The following is an 18,360-nucleotide window of genomic DNA, read 5'->3' on the forward strand; positions in this document are numbered from 1 at the left end:
CAGAATCCTTATAGTTTTTGTTTTTGATGTTTTTCTAGGCGTTTTTTTATACGTTGACGCTTTAGATTGCTCAGGTAGTCAACAAATAATTTTCCATCTAAATGATCGATTTCATGCTGAACACAGGTTGCCAGCAATCCCTCTGCGGCAAGCTCAAATTCCTCACCATGTCGATTTAATGCCCTGACTTTTATTGTGTCAGCACGAACAACAGTTTCATAAGCTTCAGGGACTGATAAGCAACCTTCCTCGTACTCCCGCTCGCCTTCTTTATCAAGGATTTCCGGGTTTATTAGAATCAGAGGGTCGGATTTATCTTCTGAAATATCGATCACAATCAGGCGCTTTTGCACATCCACTTGATTCGCTGCGAGTCCGATTCCTGGCGCATCATACATCGTTTCGAGCATATCGTCGGCAAGTTGGCGAATGTCGTCAGTCACTTTCTGGATGGGCTCGGCTTTTTTGCGCAACCTTGGATCAGGGAAATGAAGAATATTTAAAATGGCCATGAGTAATACCTATCAGGATGAGTTGCTGCATATACAAACCTTATATTGTAGTCTGCCAGCGACGTATTGAAAATATGACGCGATTACAATGCACATAACTTATGGCTCTGATTGTTCAGCATTCGTCTACACCCGAATACAGGTAAAGTCATAAGCGGCATTGATTAACGTTTTTTCAATACTTTTTTCTGTATTGTGTGCCTGATGCGACAGATAAAGTGGAAGACTAGTTTCTCGAGCAAGCCTGAGAATTGATGGTCAGAGTTTACTTGTCGCATAAAAATGATTAAGTTTGACGCTGGTAGCGATACTTGATTAGTTATAAGGCTTATAACACACTACTCAAATTGCCCATAACAGGATTGTGGCGAGATTAAGTCCATGAGGATGGTTCGATGATAAAGCACATTGCGATGAGTTTGATTTTTCTTCTGCTGAGCACGCCTTTGCTGGCTAAGGAAGTGGAGCTTAATCCAGATCATCCCCAGCAATACACAGTTAAGAAAGGCGATACCTTATGGGATATCTCAGGGATGTTTCTCAAGTACCCCTGGCATTGGCCTGATATTTGGTATGTAAACCCGCAAATCGAAAATCCACACCTGATTTACCCCGGGGATGAATTGTCTCTCAGTTATCGTAATGGCAAACCTGTTATTGAAGTCAATCGTGGCAAACGCAGTGTCAAGTTATCGCCTGAAGTGCGTGAAACGATTCTGGATAAACCGATTATGACAATACCGTTGTCAGCGATTGGTCCTTTTTTATCTAAGCCAAGAGTGGTTGGGGAAGAGGCCTTAGATAACGCCCCTTATGTCGTGGCAAGTGCTGATGAACGTCTGATTTCAGGGGCCGGTGACTATGTTTATGTAAAAGGCATCGCTGATAGAGAAAGTGATACATACAGTCTTTTCCGTGGTGGTAAAGCCTACAAGGATCCTGATAATGGAGAAGTGTTGGGCTATGAAGCGATTTACTCAGGTGATGCTGAGCGCTTAACCAAGGAAGATCCTGCAAAAGTACGACTCACCTACACTAATAGAGAAATTCAGGTAGGCGATCGTTTGCTAGAAATTGAAGATCAGGATTTTGATCTGAATTTTATCCCACGTTCACCTGAAAAGCCTCTCAATGGTCGTATTATTTCTGTGTTTGATGGTGTTTCTCAGATAGGGCAGTACCAGATAGTGGTTTTGACGTTAGGTAAACGAGATGGTCTGGAAACGGGGCATGTGTTATCCGTTTATCAAGCAGGAGAAACGATCAAAGACTCCGTTTCTGCAGACAACAAAGATACCGTGACGTTACCTGATGAGCATGCTGGTGAAGCGATGGTATTCAAACTATATGACAAAGTCAGTTATGCCATCATTATGAAAGCCACAACGGCCATTCATTTATACGATCGAGTGAAAAGCGCGCCTTAAAAGGACTTATTCAGCGGAATGACAGCTAACAAGCAAAGTGAATTGGCTTGTTGGATTGCTTTACAACGAGTGCCAGGGATTGGCCCAGTAACATACCACAAGCTATTGCAGCAGTATGGCAGTCCACAATACATATTAAACAACCCTAATCAGTTAAGCGGTTTCAATGAAAAACTGGTAGAGAACCTCCGTCATCCCGACTGGCAACAGGTTGAGCAAGACTTACTCTGGTTGGAGCAAGACGATCGCTATATCCTCACCATCGACGATGAACGTTATCCCGTTTTGCTTAAAGAAATTTCAGACCCGCCGCCATTACTCTACGTACAGGGGGAGGTTTCATTATTAAACGATTGGCAGTTGGCTATCGTCGGTAGCCGTAACCCTTCTGCTTCAGGCAGAAATACCGCCTATGACTTTGCTCATTATCTTGCTGATGGTGGCTTAGTCGTCACCAGTGGACTTGCGATGGGCATTGATGCCGCTGCACATAAAGGTGCGTTGAGTTGTGGGAAAACCATTGCCGTTGTTGCTACAGGGCTTGATCGTGTTTATCCAGCGAAACACAGACAGTTAGCTCATGATATTGTTAAAAATGGGGTTATCGTTTCAGAGTTTCCCTTGGGTACATCACCCAAACCAGAATTATTTCCCAGACGAAATCGAATTATAAGTGGCTTATCGCTGGGTACCTTAGTTGTGGAAGCTGCCTTAAAGAGTGGTTCTCTAATCACTGCCAGAATGGCGATGGAGCAATCACGTGAAGTCTTTGCCATTCCCGGCTCGATTCATAATCCTTTATCGAGAGGCTGCCATCAGTTAATTCGGGATGGTGCCAAACTAGTGGAAACAGCTCAGGATATTTTAGAAGAGTTGGGTGCGCTGGCCGGTCTTAAGCCACAAGCAATACAAACTGAAGAAGAAATAGAATCTACACATGAAAAGGATGGCGATTATCAAGTTCTGCTTAACCATCTTGGATATGACCCCATCGCTATTGACAGGTTGATAGAAAATACTGGATTGACGGCTGATGCGGTTTCATCCATGCTGTTATTACTAGAGCTAGAGGGTGAGGTCGAGTCATTACCCGGCGGCCGTTATGTTCGGACGGGTTCCTGAACCAGGCTTATTAAAGAGAGTCAAATGAAAGAAAATGTCATTGATGTGTTGTTATATCTGTTTGAAACCTACATCGATACGGAAGAGCGAAACAAACCTGACAATGAGATATTAGAGCTTGAGTTAGAGCAGGTTGGTTTTCAGGAATTAGAAATCCACAAAGCGCTAGAATGGCTAGATAACATGACCGTTGCATCGGATCAGCCGCTCAAACGACATGCCACAATGCGTGTATTTTGTGATGTTGAACTAGAGCGCTTGGATGTGCACTGTCGTGGTTATTTACTGTTTCTGGAACAAGTCGGTGTTTTAGACGTCGAAACCCGTGAAATAGTGTTAGAACGAGTCATGGCACTGGATGCTGAAGAAATTGACCTTGATCAGCTTAAGTGGGTCGTGCTGATGGTGTTATTTTATCAGCCAGGAAGAGAAGTCGCGTTTGCCTGGATGGAAGACTTGGTCTTTGAAGACATGGAAGCCGTCGTTCACTAGACTAAAAATATTAGAATAAAAAACTCCAACATCGCCCGTCACAAAGGGCTTTGCTTGTATGTGCGTAGGTTTTTGGTATCGGAGAAAATGGGAAAGAAACTAGTCATCGTTGAATCGCCAGCCAAGGCGAAAACAATCAAAAAATACCTCGGTAAGGATGTAGAAGTATTAGCATCTTATGGGCATGTACGTGATTTATTGCCAAAAGAGGGGGCTGTCGACACCGCTAAAGATTTTGCGATGAAATATCAAGTCATTGATCGCAACAGTAAGCATGTCGATGCGATTGTAAAAGCGATGAAAAAAGCCGATGCCCTCTATCTCGCGACTGACCCTGATAGAGAAGGGGAAGCGATATCCTGGCACTTGTTCGAGTTGCTGAAAAAGCGTGGCGCGCTTAAAGACAAAGATACTCATCGCGTTGTTTTCCATGAAATTACTAAACAAGCTGTTAATGATGCGGTAGCTCATCCGCGTGAGTTATCCATGTCACTTGTTAATGCCCAGCAAGCAAGACGAGCACTTGACTACCTTGTCGGCTTTACTCTCTCCCCCTTGTTGTGGAAAAAGGTGCGACGTGGTCTATCTGCTGGACGCGTGCAAAGTCCAGCACTGAGAATGATCGTCGAGCGAGAGCTGGAGATTGAAGCATTCATTGCCAAGGAATACTGGAGTATCGAAGCGGATGCTGTCGCTGAAAAGAAAGATTTCCAGGCCAAGCTAACTTATTTTGAAGGTGAGAAACTCAGTCAGTTTAGTGTTACTGACGAAAAACAATCATCGAGCGTTGTAAAAAAATTAGAGAAAGCGGCAGAAGGCAAACTGCTGGTTTCGAATGTGGAGAAAAAACAACGTAAACGTAATCCGGCAGCCCCGTTTACAACCTCTACTCTTCAGCAGGAAGCGTCACGAAAAATTGGCTTTGGTGCCCAACGCACTATGAGCGTTGCCCAGCAACTTTATGAGGGTGTTGATACGGGTGAAGGCGCGGTTGGTTTAATCACCTATATGCGTACTGACTCCGTCACATTAGCTCAAGAAGCCTTAGACGAAATACGTGGATTCATTGCAGAAAAATATGGCCAGAAAATGGTGCCTGCAAAACCACAGGAATACAAAACCAAATCAAAAAATGCACAAGAAGCCCATGAGGCGATACGTCCGACTTCTGTGCTAAGAACACCAGAAGAAATGAAAGCGTATCTTTCAGCTGATCAGTTAAAGCTCTACACACTGATCTGGCAGCGCACCATGGCAAGTCAAATGATTCATGCTACCTTGAATACGGTTGCCGTTGACCTTGCCTGTGGTAAAGGTAATACATTCCGAGCCAATGGTTCGACAGTGGTTAATCCCGGCTTTATGAGTGTCTATCTGGAAGATAAGGATGACGCTGCCAGTAGTGATAAAGATGAAAAATTATTGCCGGCAATGGAAGTGGGCCAGGTGGTTGAGTTAAAAGCCATCAGACCGGAGCAGCATTTTACAGAACCACCACCTCGCTACAGTGAAGCCAGCCTGGTCAGAAGTCTTGAAGAGCATGATATTGGTCGACCATCGACTTACGCCAGTATTATTTCTACCCTCGTGCAGCGTGAATATGTGGAAATAATTAATAAACGTTTTCATCCCACGGATGTTGGTCGTGTGGTAGGGAAATTCCTTGTTGATCATTTCACGAAATACGTTGATTACAATTTTACCGCTGAATTGGAAGATGAGCTTGATGCGGTAGCCAGAGGCGAGGAAGAGTGGATACCATTGCTGAGGAAGTTCTGGGGTCCATTCAAAGAACAAGTCGAAACAAAAGATAAAGAAGTTCAGCGTAGTGATGTAACACAAGAGCTTCTGGATGAAGACTGTCCAAAATGCGGTAAAAAATTATCCAGCCGTCTTGGTCGCAGTGGCCGCTTTATTGGTTGTACTGGCTATCCTGAGTGTGATTACACACGAAATATCGATGGTGAAGAGACAAGCAATAATGAACCTGAGGTTGTTGAAGGCAGAAAATGTCCGAAGTGTGACTCTGATTTATGGATACGAACTGGTCGTTATGGAAAATTCATCGGTTGCTCCAGTTATCCTAAATGCAAGCATATTGAGTCATTAGAGCGCCCAGTTAATACCGGTGTTGAATGTCCGCAATGTCACAAAGGCGAGATTCTGACGCGTAAGTCACGTCGAGGCAAAGTGTTCTATTCCTGTTCTGAGTACCCAGATTGCGATTATGCTTTGTGGAATGAGCCATTAAAAGAACCATGTCCGAAGTGTAATTGGCCAATCTTAACGCTCAAGACAACCAAAAGCCGCGGCACAGAGAAAGTCTGCCCACAAAAAGACTGTGATTACTCAGAGAAAGTGGAAAGCTAGAGCCTGTTTTACTTAGGGTAGGCTTTATTTAAGTTGTTGTTGAATACTTATCGCCAGCTCTCTATCTTTTTTTGCTGCTTCTAAGGCGGATTGTTGGCGAGCCTCATCGTCTTCAAGCAGCCCATTTTTCAAGTCAAGACCAATGTATATCAAGTTTTCATAAATGGTGAATAAAGGGGCGCTTGGCTGACCATTTAAAAATGGCTCATTATGTTTAAAGTCTCGGCTGTATTTGTTTTTTAGAGAAATATATTCAGGTGTCCATGTGTGGTTGCGATACTGAATAAACTCAAAAATATTATTGTTTTGTTTCGCCTGTTGATAATGCTGGATTAGTTGCTCCTGAATCTTGATGTAATTGCTGACCATTTCATTGGTATAGGCATTTATATTTTTTTGACTTAACTCCGTCAGCTGGTGTTGTTTTGGCGTTTGAGGTGAAGGTGCATTAGTGTCATCACAGCCCATCAGCAACAGTGTAAACAACATCAATAAACTGATTTTTAAGATACGGTGCGGGCTTGTGAGATGAATACGCATTATGAATACCTTACCTTTCAGATTGAGCAGTTTTGTCGGATTTCTTCTCACTATGCCCCAGAGATTTGTCAGGGGCAATCACATCACGCACGAGTTGTTTCAACTCAGTAATGTCAGGGAACCGTCCCTCTTGCTTTCGAGACCAAAGTAGTTGTTCATTTGCGTGTACCTCAAAAAGACCACCGGAAGCAGGAATTAAGCTTAATGATGTAATTTCATCATCAAAAGTCGTTAATAGCTCTTGAGCCATCCAGGTGGCTCTTAATAACCAGCGACATTGTGTGCAGTAGCTGATCGCAATATGATTATTCTGAGTAGCCAAGTTAATCTGCTTTTAAATTTTCAAAACATGTTTCAGCTTGTTGCATCGCTTGTTCAACTGTTTCAGCCAACACATTGAAGTGACCCATTTTACGGCCAGGACGTGCTTCTTGTTTCCCATACAGATGGAGTTTTATATTTGTCTCTGAGAGCAATGTTTCCCAGTGAGGCTGGCTGTGACCCCAGACATCACCCAATAAGTTCACCATGACAACAGGGCTGATTAAGTCACAATCCCCAGCTGGTAAGCCACACAACATACGAACTTGCTGTTCGAATTGTGACGAAGAGCAAGCATCAAGTGTGTAATGACCAGAGTTATGTGGACGAGGCGCAATTTCATTCGCGATGATTTCACCATCCTGACTCACAAAAAACTCTACTGCCATGGTGCCAACATACCCTAGACCTTTGGCGATATCATTAGCGATCTGAATCGCTTTTTGGGACTGCTCGGCACTAACGGATGTGGGAACGGTTGTCGTATGTAAGATGCCATTCACGTGGGCATTTTCAGCGACTGGAAAGTTAATAATTGTACCTGTCTGACTTCTTGCTAAAACAACAGAAATTTCTTTGTCTAAATCAATGCGTTGCTCTAAAACACATTCTTTTTCTGCTAATGTTTCAAAGCCTGCGTACACATCTTCAATAGTCTGACATGGGACTTGACCTTTACCGTCATAACCAAAGGTCGCGACTTTGAGAATCGCAGGAAACCCAATGACTTTCTCTGCTTCAGCAATATCTTGTTTGTTACGAATTGTGAAAAAAGGGGCCGTTTGTATACCTAGTGAGGCGATAAAATTTTTCTCAACATTACGGTTTTGTGTTGAGGCAAGCGCCTTCGAAGAAGGGTGGACTGTGGTTCTTTGTTCAAGAAAGGCTAATGTTTGCGCAGGAATATTTTCAAACTCTGTTGTGATGGCATCACAGAGTTTTGCCATATTTGCTAATGCCTCTTCATCATCATAAGCAGCGCAAATATGCTGATCTGCAATAATGCCAGCTGGGCTCTGAGGATCGGGATCGAGGACAATTACTTTATAGCCCATCACTTGTGCTGCTGAGGTAAACATGCGGCCGAGTTGTCCACCACCCAGCATACCTAAAGTTGAACCGGGTAATATCTGTGTATTCATCATGGACCTCATTAAATTTATGCTAATCGTAAAGTAAGTGAAGCTATCTTTAATATAAATGTGTCATTGATTAAAATTTAATCAATGTTTCATCAGTTTGTGTACTATTGAGGTGGTAAAGTCATCTCAACAACGGTTTGATGTTGTTTTTTACGGAAAGCGTCGAGCTTTGCCGAGAGCTGTTCGTCGTTGATGGCTAACTGGGCTATAGCGAATAAAGCCGCATTGGCTGCGCCAGCTTCACCGATGGCAAAGGTTGCAACCGGCACGCCTTTTGGCATTTGTACGATAGATAGCAGTGAGTCTTGACCTTTCAGGTATTTGGATGGCACTGGCACACCTAAAACCGGGACGATCGTACTGGCGGCTAACATGCCTGGTAAGTGCGCTGCTCCGCCGGCGCCTGCTATAATACAAGCCAGTCCTCGCTGTTGAGCTGATTCCGCATACGCTGTTAAAAGGTCAGGGGTACGGTGAGCTGAGACCACTTTGGCTTCATAGCTGATGCCAAATGCGTCAAGTTGCTCAACGGCTTTTTGCATAACGGGCCAGTCACTGTTGCTGCCCATGACGACACCGATTAAGGGTTTGTCCATGATCGTTCCGTAGTTTTCGTCAAAAACAGTGCATTTTAGCTATTTTATTGAAAATAGGAAAATTTAACGCTCATATTTTGCCAAGGAAGGTATCGTAATAATTGAATGGCAAGGTATCCATCGTTATAATAGATGATCCTTTCTGCCGTATTTGGTCAACGCTCCTCGAAGACGATTCCGAATACCGCCGGACTATCCGACGGGTGAGCAGTGACGGCGCTAACTAATATGAAGGTACGTGACGTGAGTCAGCCAACAGAAATGAATCAAGGTCTTTACAGACCGCAATTTGAACGTGATAACTGTGGTTTTGGCCTAATCGCCCAGATGGACGATAAAGCCAGTCATTGGTTAATCGAGACTGCAATTGAAGCCTTGGGTAATCTTACCCACCGTGGTGCTATTGGCGCTGATGGGAAGACCGGGGACGGTTGCGGCTTATTGCTGAAGAAACCAGATAGCTTTTTTAAAGCCATAGCGGAAGAGCATGGTTATAGCTTATCTCCACTCTATGCCGTGGGGATGGTTTTCTTATCGCAGGACGATGCCAAAGCAGATTTTGCGCAAAACGCGGTTGCTCAGAGTCTGACCAAGCAAGGCTTAGAGGTTTTAGGCTGGCGTGATGTGCCCGTTGATCCAGCTTCGGCTTGCGGTCAGCAAGCATTAACATCACTGCCTGTGATGCGCCAAGTCTTTGTCAACGCCGCGAAAGATATGTCTGAAGCTGATTTTGAACGTCAGCTGTATATCGCGCGCCGTCAAGCTGAGAAAGCTGTGACTGATGACGCGGATTTCTACATTCCTAGTTTGTCTTCACACGTGGTGTCTTATAAAGGTTTGGTTATGCCGTCTTACTTGCCGGTATTCTATAAAGACCTGAATGACAAACGCATGGAAACATCGATTGCTGTTTTCCATCAACGCTTTTCAACCAACACTTGGCCGCAATGGCGTTTGGCTCAACCATTCCGTTATTTAGCGCACAATGGTGAAATTAACACTGTTCAAGGTAACCGCAATTGGGCATTAGCGCGTGGTGCCAAGTTTGCGACATCTCTCATTGAGAACATGGATGATATTCGCCCATTAGTCGGCACTTCTGGTTCCGACTCATCCAGCATGGATAATATGCTGGAAGCTTTATTAGCCGGTGGCGTCAGTCTCTTCCGTGCGATGCGTTTGATTATTCCACCTGCATGGCAGAATGATCCAACCATGGATGCTGATTTAAAAGCATTTTACGATTATAACTCTATGCATATGGAGCCATGGGATGGTCCTGCAGGCGTAGTGACAACCGATGGTCGTTATGCTGCATGTACATTAGATAGAAATGGTCTGCGCCCTGCCCGTTATATCATCACCAAAGATCGCCATATCACATTGGCCTCTGAAGTGGGTGTGTATAAATACGAGCCGGAAGATGTCATCGCGAAAGGTCGTTTGAAGCCAGGACAAATGCTTGCCGTTGACACACAAACTGGTGAGTTATTGATGCCGGAAGACATCGATAACATGCTGAAAAAAGCACAACCTTATCGTCAATGGTTAGAAAATAATCTGCAAAGATTGTCTGATGCGGCTGATGATGAAACTGGCCCTACACTTGAAGGTGAGGAATACCAGGTTTATGAGAAACTGTTCAACATCACCTTTGAAGAGCGCGATCAGGTCATCCGTGTTTTAGGTGAGGCTGGACAGGAAGCGATTGGTTCAATGGGTGACGATACGCCGTTTCCTGTTTTATCTAAACATGTCCGTTCTGTTTACGATTATTTCCGTCAACAATTTGCCCAGGTCACCAACCCGCCAATTGACCCACTTCGCGAAAATATAGTGATGTCTTTGGAAACATGTTTCGGTGAAGAGCGAAACATGTTCGAAGAAGGCGAAGATCATGCTCAACGTGTTGTCGTTGATTCGCCTGTACTGTCAGAAAGTCAGTTCCGCCAATTATTGGCAATGGGTAAAGACAATGCTGAATATGAGTCAGTGACTATATCACTGAACTACGATCCAGCAGTCGGTCTTGAAGCTGCCATTGATGCGCTTTGCGATAAAGCTATCAAAGCAGTCGCTGATGGTACCGTTGTGGTTGTGTTGAGTGACCGTGATATAGCTAAAGATAAACTGCCTATTCATGCTTTATTGGCGACAGGTGCAGTGCATCAACGTCTTATTCAGGCTGGCCTGCGTTGTGATGCGAACGTTATCGTAGAAACTGCCACAGCGCGTGATCCACATCACTTTGGCACGTTACTAGGCTATGGCGCTACAGCTATTTATCCATACTTAGCTTATGCCTGTTTGAACGATATGATTCATACCAATGAAATTAAAGGGTTGGATCGTGCAGAGTTATGCCGTCGCTATCGTAAAGGTATCAACAAAGGGTTGTTCAAAATCACTTCAAAAATGGGTATTTCCACGATTGCGAGTTATCGCGGTGCCCAGCTATTTGAAGTTGTCGGCCTAAACGACAGCATCGTTGATAAATGCTTTACGGCAACCACAAGCCGTGTCAGTGGTTCAACATTTGAAGATCTTCAGTCTGATGATGAGACATTAGCAAAACTAGCTTGGAACCAACGTAAAAAACGTGCACAAGGCGGTTTGTTGAAGTTTATCCATGGTGGTGAGTATCACGCCTATAACCCTGACATTATCGCTACCTTGCAAAAAGCAGTTCAAGGTGGCAGCTATGATGATTACAAAGCCTATGCTGAGCTGGTGAATGAACGTTCACCTATGGTGTTACGTGACCTGATGAAGGTCAAACTATCGGATCAACCTCTTGAACTGAACCAAGTTGAAGATGTGAGCAACATTCTTAAACGCTTTGACAGTGCAGGTATGTCATTAGGCGCTTTATCGCCTGAGGCACATGAAGCACTCGCGGTGGCTATGAACAGATTAGGCGGCCGTTCTAACTCAGGTGAAGGTGGCGAAGATCCTGATCGCTTTGGTAATGAACGTGTTTCAAAAATCAAGCAGATCGCCTCTGGCCGTTTTGGTGTCACACCACATTATCTTGTTAATGCAGAAGTGTTGCAGATCAAAGTTGCTCAAGGTGCGAAACCTGGTGAGGGTGGTCAGTTGCCAGGTGGTAAAGTCAATCAGATGATTGCAACTTTGCGCCACTCTGTGCCAGGTGTGACATTGATTTCACCACCGCCACATCATGATATTTATTCAATCGAAGATCTTGCCCAGCTGATTTTTGACTTGAAACAGGTGAATCCTGATGCGCTGGTATCTGTGAAGCTAGTATCACAAGCTGGCGTGGGTACGGTCGCTGCTGGTGTGGCGAAAGCTTACGCCGATCTGATTACCATTTCTGGTTATGATGGTGGTACCGGTGCAAGTCCGCTTACCTCTGTGAAATACGCAGGTGGTCCATGGGAGCTAGGTCTGAGTGAGGCTCATCAAACGCTTCGTGCCAATGACTTACGCGATAAAGTACGCCTACAAACAGATGGTGGCTTAAAAACTGGTCTGGATGTTATCAAGGCAGCGATTCTTGGTGCAGAAAGTTTTGGCTTTGGTACTGGCCCAATGGTCGCGCTGGGTTGTAAATACTTACGTATTTGTCACCTCAATAACTGTGCAACCGGTGTTGCAACTCAAAATGAGAAGCTGCGTACGCAACATTTCATTGGTTTGCCACAGATGGTGATGAACTACTTCCAGTTTGTTGCTCGTGAAACACAAGAGTGGTTAGCTAAGTTAGGTGTGGTCAGTCTGCAGGATTTGATCGGTCGCACTGACTTATTGGAGTTATTACCGGGTGAAACGACAAAACAACAAAGTTTGAATTTGGCGCCGTTATTGTCTTCCGCTGGTGTGGCTGCTGATAAACCACAATTCTGTTTAGAGCCAAAAAATGAACCTTATGATAAAGGTGAATTGGCTGAGCAAATGGTGGTTGATATCAAAGAAACCATTGTTAACAAAACTGGCGGTAAATTCAGCTACGAAGTACGGAATATCAACCGGTCTATTGGTGCACGATTATCCGGTGAAATTGCCAAGCTGTACGGTAACTATGGCATGGCTGATAAACCGATTCGTCTCAAACTAAAAGGTTCTGCTGGTCAAAGCTTTGGCGTGTTCAATGCTGGTGGCCTTGAAATGTACCTTGAAGGTGATGCCAACGACTACGTTGGTAAAGGTATGGCTGACGGTAAGCTTGTTATCTATCCTTCACCTGAGAGTGAGTTTGAAACGCAAGAAGCCAGTATCATGGGTAATACGTGCCTATATGGTGCAACAGGCGGATCGCTTTATGCATCAGGTCGTGCTGGTGAACGCTTTGCCGTTCGTAACTCCGGAGCTACAGCTATCGTAGAAGGCGTAGGTGACCATGGTTGTGAATATATGACGGGCGGGGTTGTCGCTGTACTTGGTGAAACAGGGTTGAACTTCGGTGCCGGTATGACTGGCGGTCTGGCATTTGTATTAGATAGTGATAATACGTTTGCTGAGCGTTATAACAAAGAACTCGTCGAACTCGTCAGAATTGATAGCCCTGAAATGTCAGAATTATCACTCTATCTCAAAGGTATGATTGAAGATCATGTTCGTGAAACCGGTAGTGTGTGGGGACATCAGTTGCTCGATGCGTTTGAACAACGCATTAAAGAGTTCTGGTTAGTAAAACCAAAAGCAGCAGCAATTGATGGCTTGTTAAAACTTGCTACTAAAGCGGCATAAGTCCAGAGACTAAGATAATAATTATGGCAAAAAATACATTTCAGTTTTTAGATGTGGGGCGTTTCGACCCAAAGAAGCTTGATGCTGACGTTCGGATCAAACAGTTTGGTGAAATTTATGGTGATTTTGATGCCGATTCTTCAGCAGAGCAAGCAGACCGCTGTTTAGAGTGTGGTAACCCATACTGTGAATGGAAATGTCCCGTTCACAACTATATTCCGAATTGGCTGAAACTAGTCAGTGAGGGCAATTTAGAAGAAGCTGCCGAGCTATCCCATGCCACTAATACTCTGCCAGAAATTTGTGGCAGGGTTTGTCCGCAAGACCGGTTATGTGAAGGTGCGTGTACGTTAAATGATGGTTTTGGTGCAGTGACTATCGGTTCTGTTGAGAAATACATCACAGACACAGCGCTTGAGCAAGGCTGGCGCCCAGATTTGTCCAATGTCGTCGAGACTGGCAAACGTGTCGCTATCATTGGGGCGGGTCCAGCAGGTTTAGGTGCTGCCGATGTCCTTGTGCGTAACGGTGTAAAGCCTGTTGTATTTGACCGTTATCCAGAAATAGGTGGTTTGCTGACATTTGGCATACCTGAATTTAAACTGGAAAAACAGGTTGTTAAGCGTCGTCGTGAAGTACTTGAAGGCATGGGTGTTGAATTCCGCTTGAATACCGAAGTGGGTAAAGACGTTGATTTCCAGACATTAATTGATGACTATGATGCCGTATTCCTTGGTATGGGTACATATACCTATATGAAGGGTGGTTTCCCTGGTGAAGACTTACCCGGTGTATATGAAGCCTTACCTTTCTTAGTAGCCAATAATAAACACTTACTCGATATTCCTACCGATGACTATGTCTCAATGGAAGGCAAACGCGTTGTGGTCTTGGGTGGTGGTGATACCGCAATGGATTGTAACCGTACTTCTATCCGTCAAAACGCAGAGAGTGTCACTTGTGCATATCGTCGAGATGAAGAGAACATGCCTGGTTCACGACGCGAAGTAAATAATGCGCGTGAAGAGGGTGTTCAGTTTTTATGGAACCGTCAGCCAGTAGAAATTGTGGGTAATGGTAAAGTCGAAGGCGTTAAAGTGGTGACTACCGCTTTAGGTGAAGCGGATGAACGTGGCCGTCGCCGTCCAGAGCCGGTGCCAGGAAGTGAAGAAATCATTCCTGCTGATGCGGTTGTCATTGCGTTTGGTTTCCGTCCAAGTCCAGCGCCATGGTTTGAGAAATTCAATATCTCAATCGATGATGGTGGTCGCGTATTAGCTCCTTCAGAAGCAGCGATTAAGTACCAAACAACTAACCCTAAGATTTTTGCCGGTGGCGATATGGTTCGTGGCTCTGACCTGGTTGTGACTGCAGTATGGGAAGGACGTCAGGCGGCAGAAGGTATTCTGGATTTCTTAGACGTTTAATTACTGATCTGCATCATTAAACAATAAGGCTTTTTCATACAGAGATATCGCATCCTGTATGATGAAGCCTTTTTTATATCTATTACTTTCAAAGTAGGTCCAGTTATTCAGGAGTCAATGGTGAGTAGTCTACAAAATGATCGTTATCTCAGAGCATTACTAAAACAGCCCGTCGATAAAACGCCGGTATGGGTAATGCGACAGGCGGGTCGATATTTACCTGAATATCGTAAAGTCAGAGAAAAAGCCGGTAATTTTATGACGCTTTGCTCGACCCCTGAACTGGCTTGTGAAGTGACACTGCAACCGCTCAGACGCTATGATCTTGATGCCGCGATCATCTTTTCTGATATTTTGACAATTCCTGATGCAATGGGGCTCGGACTACATTTTGTGACAGGTGAAGGGCCTAAGTTTTCAAAAACAATTCAGACTGCTCAGGATATAGCTAATCTTTCAGTTCCTGATATGGAAGATTCCCTGGGTTATGTGATGGATGCAATTCGTCTCACCAGAAAAGAAATCGATGGCAAAGTACCACTCATCGGTTTTAGTGGCAGCCCGTGGACATTGGCTTGTTATATGGTAGAAGGTGGTAGTAGTAAAGATTTCGCCAAGATTAAGGGAATGATGTTTGATGCACCTAATCAAATGCATGCTCTGTTAAACGTGTTAGCTGATTCTGTGATTGCCTATCTTAATGCCCAAATTAATGCCGGTGCACAGGCGATTATGTTGTTTGATACCTGGGGTGGGGCTCTCAGTCCTGAAAATTATAAAACCTTCTCTCTCGCCTATATGGAAAAAATTGTGAATGGTTTAACTAAAGAGTCTGAAGGCCGAGAAGTGCCGGTTACAGTATTTACCAAAGGTGGCGGACAGTGGCTCGAGTGGATGGCTGAAACTGGTGTCAATGGCCTTGGTCTAGATTGGACAACAGATATTCGTTCAGCAAGACAACGCGTTGGTGAGAAAGTCACACTGCAAGGCAATATGGATCCATGCGTGTTATATGCATCACCTGACCGAGTTGAACAAGAAGTTAGTACGATACTTGATGCTTATGGGAAAGGGACGGGCCATGTTTTTAACCTCGGCCATGGTATTCATCCATCAGTTGATCCAGAGAATATGGCAAGACTTGTTGAGTCAGTTCACCGATTAAGCGAAAAATATCATCAGTAAGCTTTGCTGATGATTGTTAAATATAAAAAAAGGGCAAGTAATCAATACTTGCCCTTTTTTGTAATGAGATTATCTAACGAGTGGTTTATTTACCAGTGTTAGTAAACTCTGGGTATGCTTCCATACCACATTCAACGTAGTCAACACCTTCGTACTCTTCTTCTTCAGAGACACGAATACCCATGACTGCTTTGAGAATACCCCAGACAATCAAGCTGACAACAAATACCCAAACAAAGATAGTTGCTGCACCGATTAACTGACCAGAGAAAGAAGCATCGCTGTTAGTTAATGGCACTGCTAACAGACCCCACAGACCAGCTGTACCGTGAACAGAGATTGCACCAACTGGGTCATCGATTTTCACTTTATCTAAGAAGATGATTGAGAAGACAACGATGATACCGCCGATTGCACCGATGATAGTAGCCATCAGTGGTGATGGTGTATCAGGGCCAGCTGTAATAGCAACCAAGCCTGCTAATGCACCGTTCAAAATCATTGTCAGGTCAGCTTTGCCAAACATCAGTTTAGCTACAATAAGTGCTGCTATAACACCGCCTGCAGCAGCAGCATTAGTGTTGAGGTAAACATTTGCAACGGCGTTTGCACTTTCAACTGAAGCAGTTGCTAGAACAGAACCACCATTGAAACCAAACCAACCCATCCACAGGATGAATGTACCCAGAGTAGCTAATGGTAAGTTAGCACCAGGAATTGGGTTAATTTGACCATTTGGACCGTATTTACCTTTACGAGCACCAAGTAACAGAACACCTGCTAAAGCAGCGGCAGCACCAGCCATGTGTACGATACCTGAACCAGCGAAGTCTAAGAAACCAAGATCGCCAAGGTTGTACATGCCGAATACGTCATTACCACCCCAAGTCCAGCTACCTTCCATTGGGTAAATGAAAGCAGTCATAACTACAGCAAAAGCAGCAAAAGTCCATAACTTCATACGCTCAGCGACTGCACCAGACACGATTGACATAGTGGCTGCAACGAAGACTGCTTGGAAGAAGAAGTCAGATGATGGTGAGTATGTTGCTGGATCCTCTGCGCCAGTAACACCGTCAGCAGCAAGACCATCCAAGAAAATACCGCCGCCATACATGAGATCATAACCAACAATCAGATACATGGTGCATGCGATAGCATAAGTTAAAATATTTTTAGTCAGTATTTCAGTGGTGTTTTTAGACCGAACCAAACCTGATTCAAGCATGGCAAAGCCGGCCGCCATCCACATTACCAAGGCGCCACTTACTAGGAAGTAAAAGGTATCCAGGGCATACTGGAGTTCGAAGATATTATTTTCCATATTCTCTACTCCTCAAGCTTATAATGCATCTGGGCCGGTTTCGCCTGTGCGAATGCGGACCACTTGCTCTAATGGGTAAACAAAGATTTTACCGTCACCAATTTTGCCAGTATTGGCACCTTTGATGATTGCTTCAATCACTTGTTCGATGATATCGTCATCAACGGCGATTTCTAGTTTCAATTTAGGTAAGAAATCAACGACATATTCAGCACCACGATATAACTCTGTGTGGCCTTTTTGACGTCCAAAACCTTTTACCTCTGAAACGGTCAATCCTTGTACGCCGATTTCTGAGAGAGATTCTCTGACATCATCAAGCTTGAAGGGCTTAATAATTGCTACAACTTGTTTCATAAGCGTATTTCCTTCTGTAGAAAATCTACCCCCTCAACATCGAGGGGGTAGCTGTGAGAAGTTTAGAATGATGAGCTAACACCAAATACGAAACGGTCATCAGATGTGCCGTTTTGTAATTCAAAGTCTTCACCGTCGCTGTTAGTACCAACGTAAGCTACTGACCAATCAAGACCGATGAAAGATTTAGACAATCCAAGTGTGTAATCTACATAGCTGTCTGAAAGGCTTGTGCCATCGTTACGATCTGAGTCTGTGTAACCGATTGCCGCATTGAAACCAACACCGTATGGTAGTTCGTAGTCAAATGACAGGTTATAATATGTTTCATCAATATCGCTGTCGCCACTCAGTTCGCTTGTGTAACCGACCATTGCTGTGAAATAGCTGTAAGACAGAGCACCAAGGTATTCGGTGTAATCTAATTCATCATTGCTGTTTTGACCTGGGTACATGTAGCGTAAAACGGTAAAGTCATAGCCAATACCTGTATCACCAAACTCATTAGCAAAGCCAACATAAAGGTCAATCTCGATATTGCTGTCAGAGCTATCACTTAAGTTTGACGCCCATGTTCCAGCATACAGGCCAGATGCGTGTGCATAATCAAAGCTGCCTTGGATTGCTGGGTCTTCATCAGTGAATGAGATACCACGGAAGATATAATCACTGTAAAGGCCAACAGATGCACTTGTTGAGTGCTGACCGTCTTCACTTTCCCAAGCCATTGCTGATGAAGCAGCAAACATGGTTGATGCTGCTAATGTAAGAGCCGAAATTGTACGTAATTTCATTATGGTGTTACTCCTCGGTTTAAAATGTTTTTAGTCTT

At 44.2% G+C, this 18,360-nt stretch carries 15 protein-coding genes; 7 read left to right on the forward strand and 8 right to left on the reverse strand.

Annotation, left to right across the window (positions count from 1 at the left end):
• Positions 1 to 8 precede the first annotated feature (8 nt).
• A complete protein-coding gene (gene def, locus B3V56_RS03900; RefSeq protein WP_286306006.1) occupies positions 9 to 512 on the reverse strand; it encodes a peptide deformylase in 504 nt (167 codons plus the stop codon).
• Between the two features lie 395 nt (positions 513 to 907).
• Between def and B3V56_RS03905 the strand changes: the two genes are divergently transcribed.
• The 4 genes from B3V56_RS03905 to topA all read left to right on the forward strand — a co-directional run bounded on the left by B3V56_RS03905 (position 908) and on the right by topA (position 5,923).
• Positions 908 to 1,939, forward strand: a complete 1,032-nt coding sequence (locus B3V56_RS03905; protein WP_289282878.1) for a LysM peptidoglycan-binding domain-containing protein — start codon at positions 908 to 910, stop codon at positions 1,937 to 1,939.
• Between the two features lie 18 nt (positions 1,940 to 1,957).
• Positions 1,958 to 3,061, forward strand: coding sequence for a DNA-processing protein DprA (gene dprA / locus B3V56_RS03910; protein ID WP_289282877.1), 1,104 nt, complete (start codon positions 1,958 to 1,960; stop codon positions 3,059 to 3,061).
• 24 nt (positions 3,062 to 3,085) lie between these two features.
• Complete coding sequence (locus tag B3V56_RS03915; protein ID WP_289282876.1) at positions 3,086 to 3,553, forward strand: DUF494 family protein; 468 nt, start codon at positions 3,086 to 3,088, stop codon at positions 3,551 to 3,553.
• An 87-nt stretch (positions 3,554 to 3,640) separates the two neighbouring features.
• Positions 3,641 to 5,923: a type I DNA topoisomerase gene (topA, locus tag B3V56_RS03920; protein WP_286306010.1), complete on the forward strand. Its 2,283-nt coding sequence runs from the start codon at positions 3,641 to 3,643 to the stop codon at positions 5,921 to 5,923.
• A gap of 24 nt (positions 5,924 to 5,947) precedes the next feature.
• Here topA and B3V56_RS03925 read toward each other — a convergent pair whose 3' ends face one another.
• The 4 genes from B3V56_RS03925 to purE all read right to left on the reverse strand — a co-directional run bounded on the left by B3V56_RS03925 (position 5,948) and on the right by purE (position 8,522).
• Positions 5,948 to 6,463 (reverse strand): hypothetical protein, encoded by a 516-nt coding sequence (locus B3V56_RS03925; RefSeq protein ID WP_289282875.1) that lies wholly within the window; start codon positions 6,461 to 6,463, stop codon positions 5,948 to 5,950.
• Between the two features lie 10 nt (positions 6,464 to 6,473).
• On the reverse strand, positions 6,474 to 6,785 hold the full coding sequence (locus B3V56_RS03930) for a SelT/SelW/SelH family protein (protein WP_286306012.1): 312 nt from the start codon (positions 6,783 to 6,785) through the stop codon (positions 6,474 to 6,476).
• A 1-nt stretch (position 6,786) separates the two neighbouring features.
• On the reverse strand, positions 6,787 to 7,926 hold the full coding sequence (locus B3V56_RS03935) for a 5-(carboxyamino)imidazole ribonucleotide synthase (protein ID WP_289282874.1): 1,140 nt from the start codon (positions 7,924 to 7,926) through the stop codon (positions 6,787 to 6,789).
• 104 nt (positions 7,927 to 8,030) lie between these two features.
• Positions 8,031 to 8,522, reverse strand: a complete 492-nt coding sequence (gene purE / locus B3V56_RS03940) for a 5-(carboxyamino)imidazole ribonucleotide mutase (RefSeq protein ID WP_286306013.1) — start codon at positions 8,520 to 8,522, stop codon at positions 8,031 to 8,033.
• Between the two features lie 228 nt (positions 8,523 to 8,750).
• On the opposite strand from purE, the gene gltB reads away from it, so the two are divergent.
• The 3 genes from gltB to hemE all read left to right on the forward strand — a co-directional run bounded on the left by gltB (position 8,751) and on the right by hemE (position 15,847).
• Positions 8,751 to 13,235, forward strand: coding sequence for a glutamate synthase large subunit (gene gltB / locus B3V56_RS03945; protein WP_289282888.1), 4,485 nt, complete (start codon positions 8,751 to 8,753; stop codon positions 13,233 to 13,235).
• Positions 13,236 to 13,258: 23 nt separating this feature from the next.
• Positions 13,259 to 14,662 (forward strand): FAD-dependent oxidoreductase, encoded by a 1,404-nt coding sequence (locus B3V56_RS03950; RefSeq protein WP_286306015.1) that lies wholly within the window; start codon positions 13,259 to 13,261, stop codon positions 14,660 to 14,662.
• A 120-nt stretch (positions 14,663 to 14,782) separates the two neighbouring features.
• Positions 14,783 to 15,847 carry a uroporphyrinogen decarboxylase gene (hemE, locus tag B3V56_RS03955; protein WP_289282872.1) on the forward strand — a complete coding sequence of 355 codons (1,065 nt, stop codon included), beginning with the start codon at positions 14,783 to 14,785 and terminating at the stop codon, positions 15,845 to 15,847.
• Between the two features lie 85 nt (positions 15,848 to 15,932).
• Here hemE and B3V56_RS03960 read toward each other — a convergent pair whose 3' ends face one another.
• The 3 genes from B3V56_RS03960 to B3V56_RS03970 form a co-directional block, all read right to left on the reverse strand.
• Positions 15,933 to 17,171, reverse strand: a complete 1,239-nt coding sequence (locus tag B3V56_RS03960) for an ammonium transporter (protein WP_289282871.1) — start codon at positions 17,169 to 17,171, stop codon at positions 15,933 to 15,935.
• Between the two features lie 18 nt (positions 17,172 to 17,189).
• Positions 17,190 to 17,528 (reverse strand): P-II family nitrogen regulator, encoded by a 339-nt coding sequence (locus B3V56_RS03965; RefSeq protein ID WP_289282870.1) that lies wholly within the window; start codon positions 17,526 to 17,528, stop codon positions 17,190 to 17,192.
• Positions 17,529 to 17,590: 62 nt separating this feature from the next.
• On the reverse strand, positions 17,591 to 18,322 hold the full coding sequence (locus B3V56_RS03970) for a TorF family putative porin (RefSeq protein ID WP_289283986.1): 732 nt from the start codon (positions 18,320 to 18,322) through the stop codon (positions 17,591 to 17,593).
• Positions 18,323 to 18,360 lie beyond the last annotated feature (38 nt).

This window comes from Methylophaga sp. UBA2513, assembly GCF_002341285.1.
Taxonomy (GTDB): domain Bacteria; phylum Pseudomonadota; class Gammaproteobacteria; order Nitrosococcales; family Methylophagaceae; genus Methylophaga; species Methylophaga marina.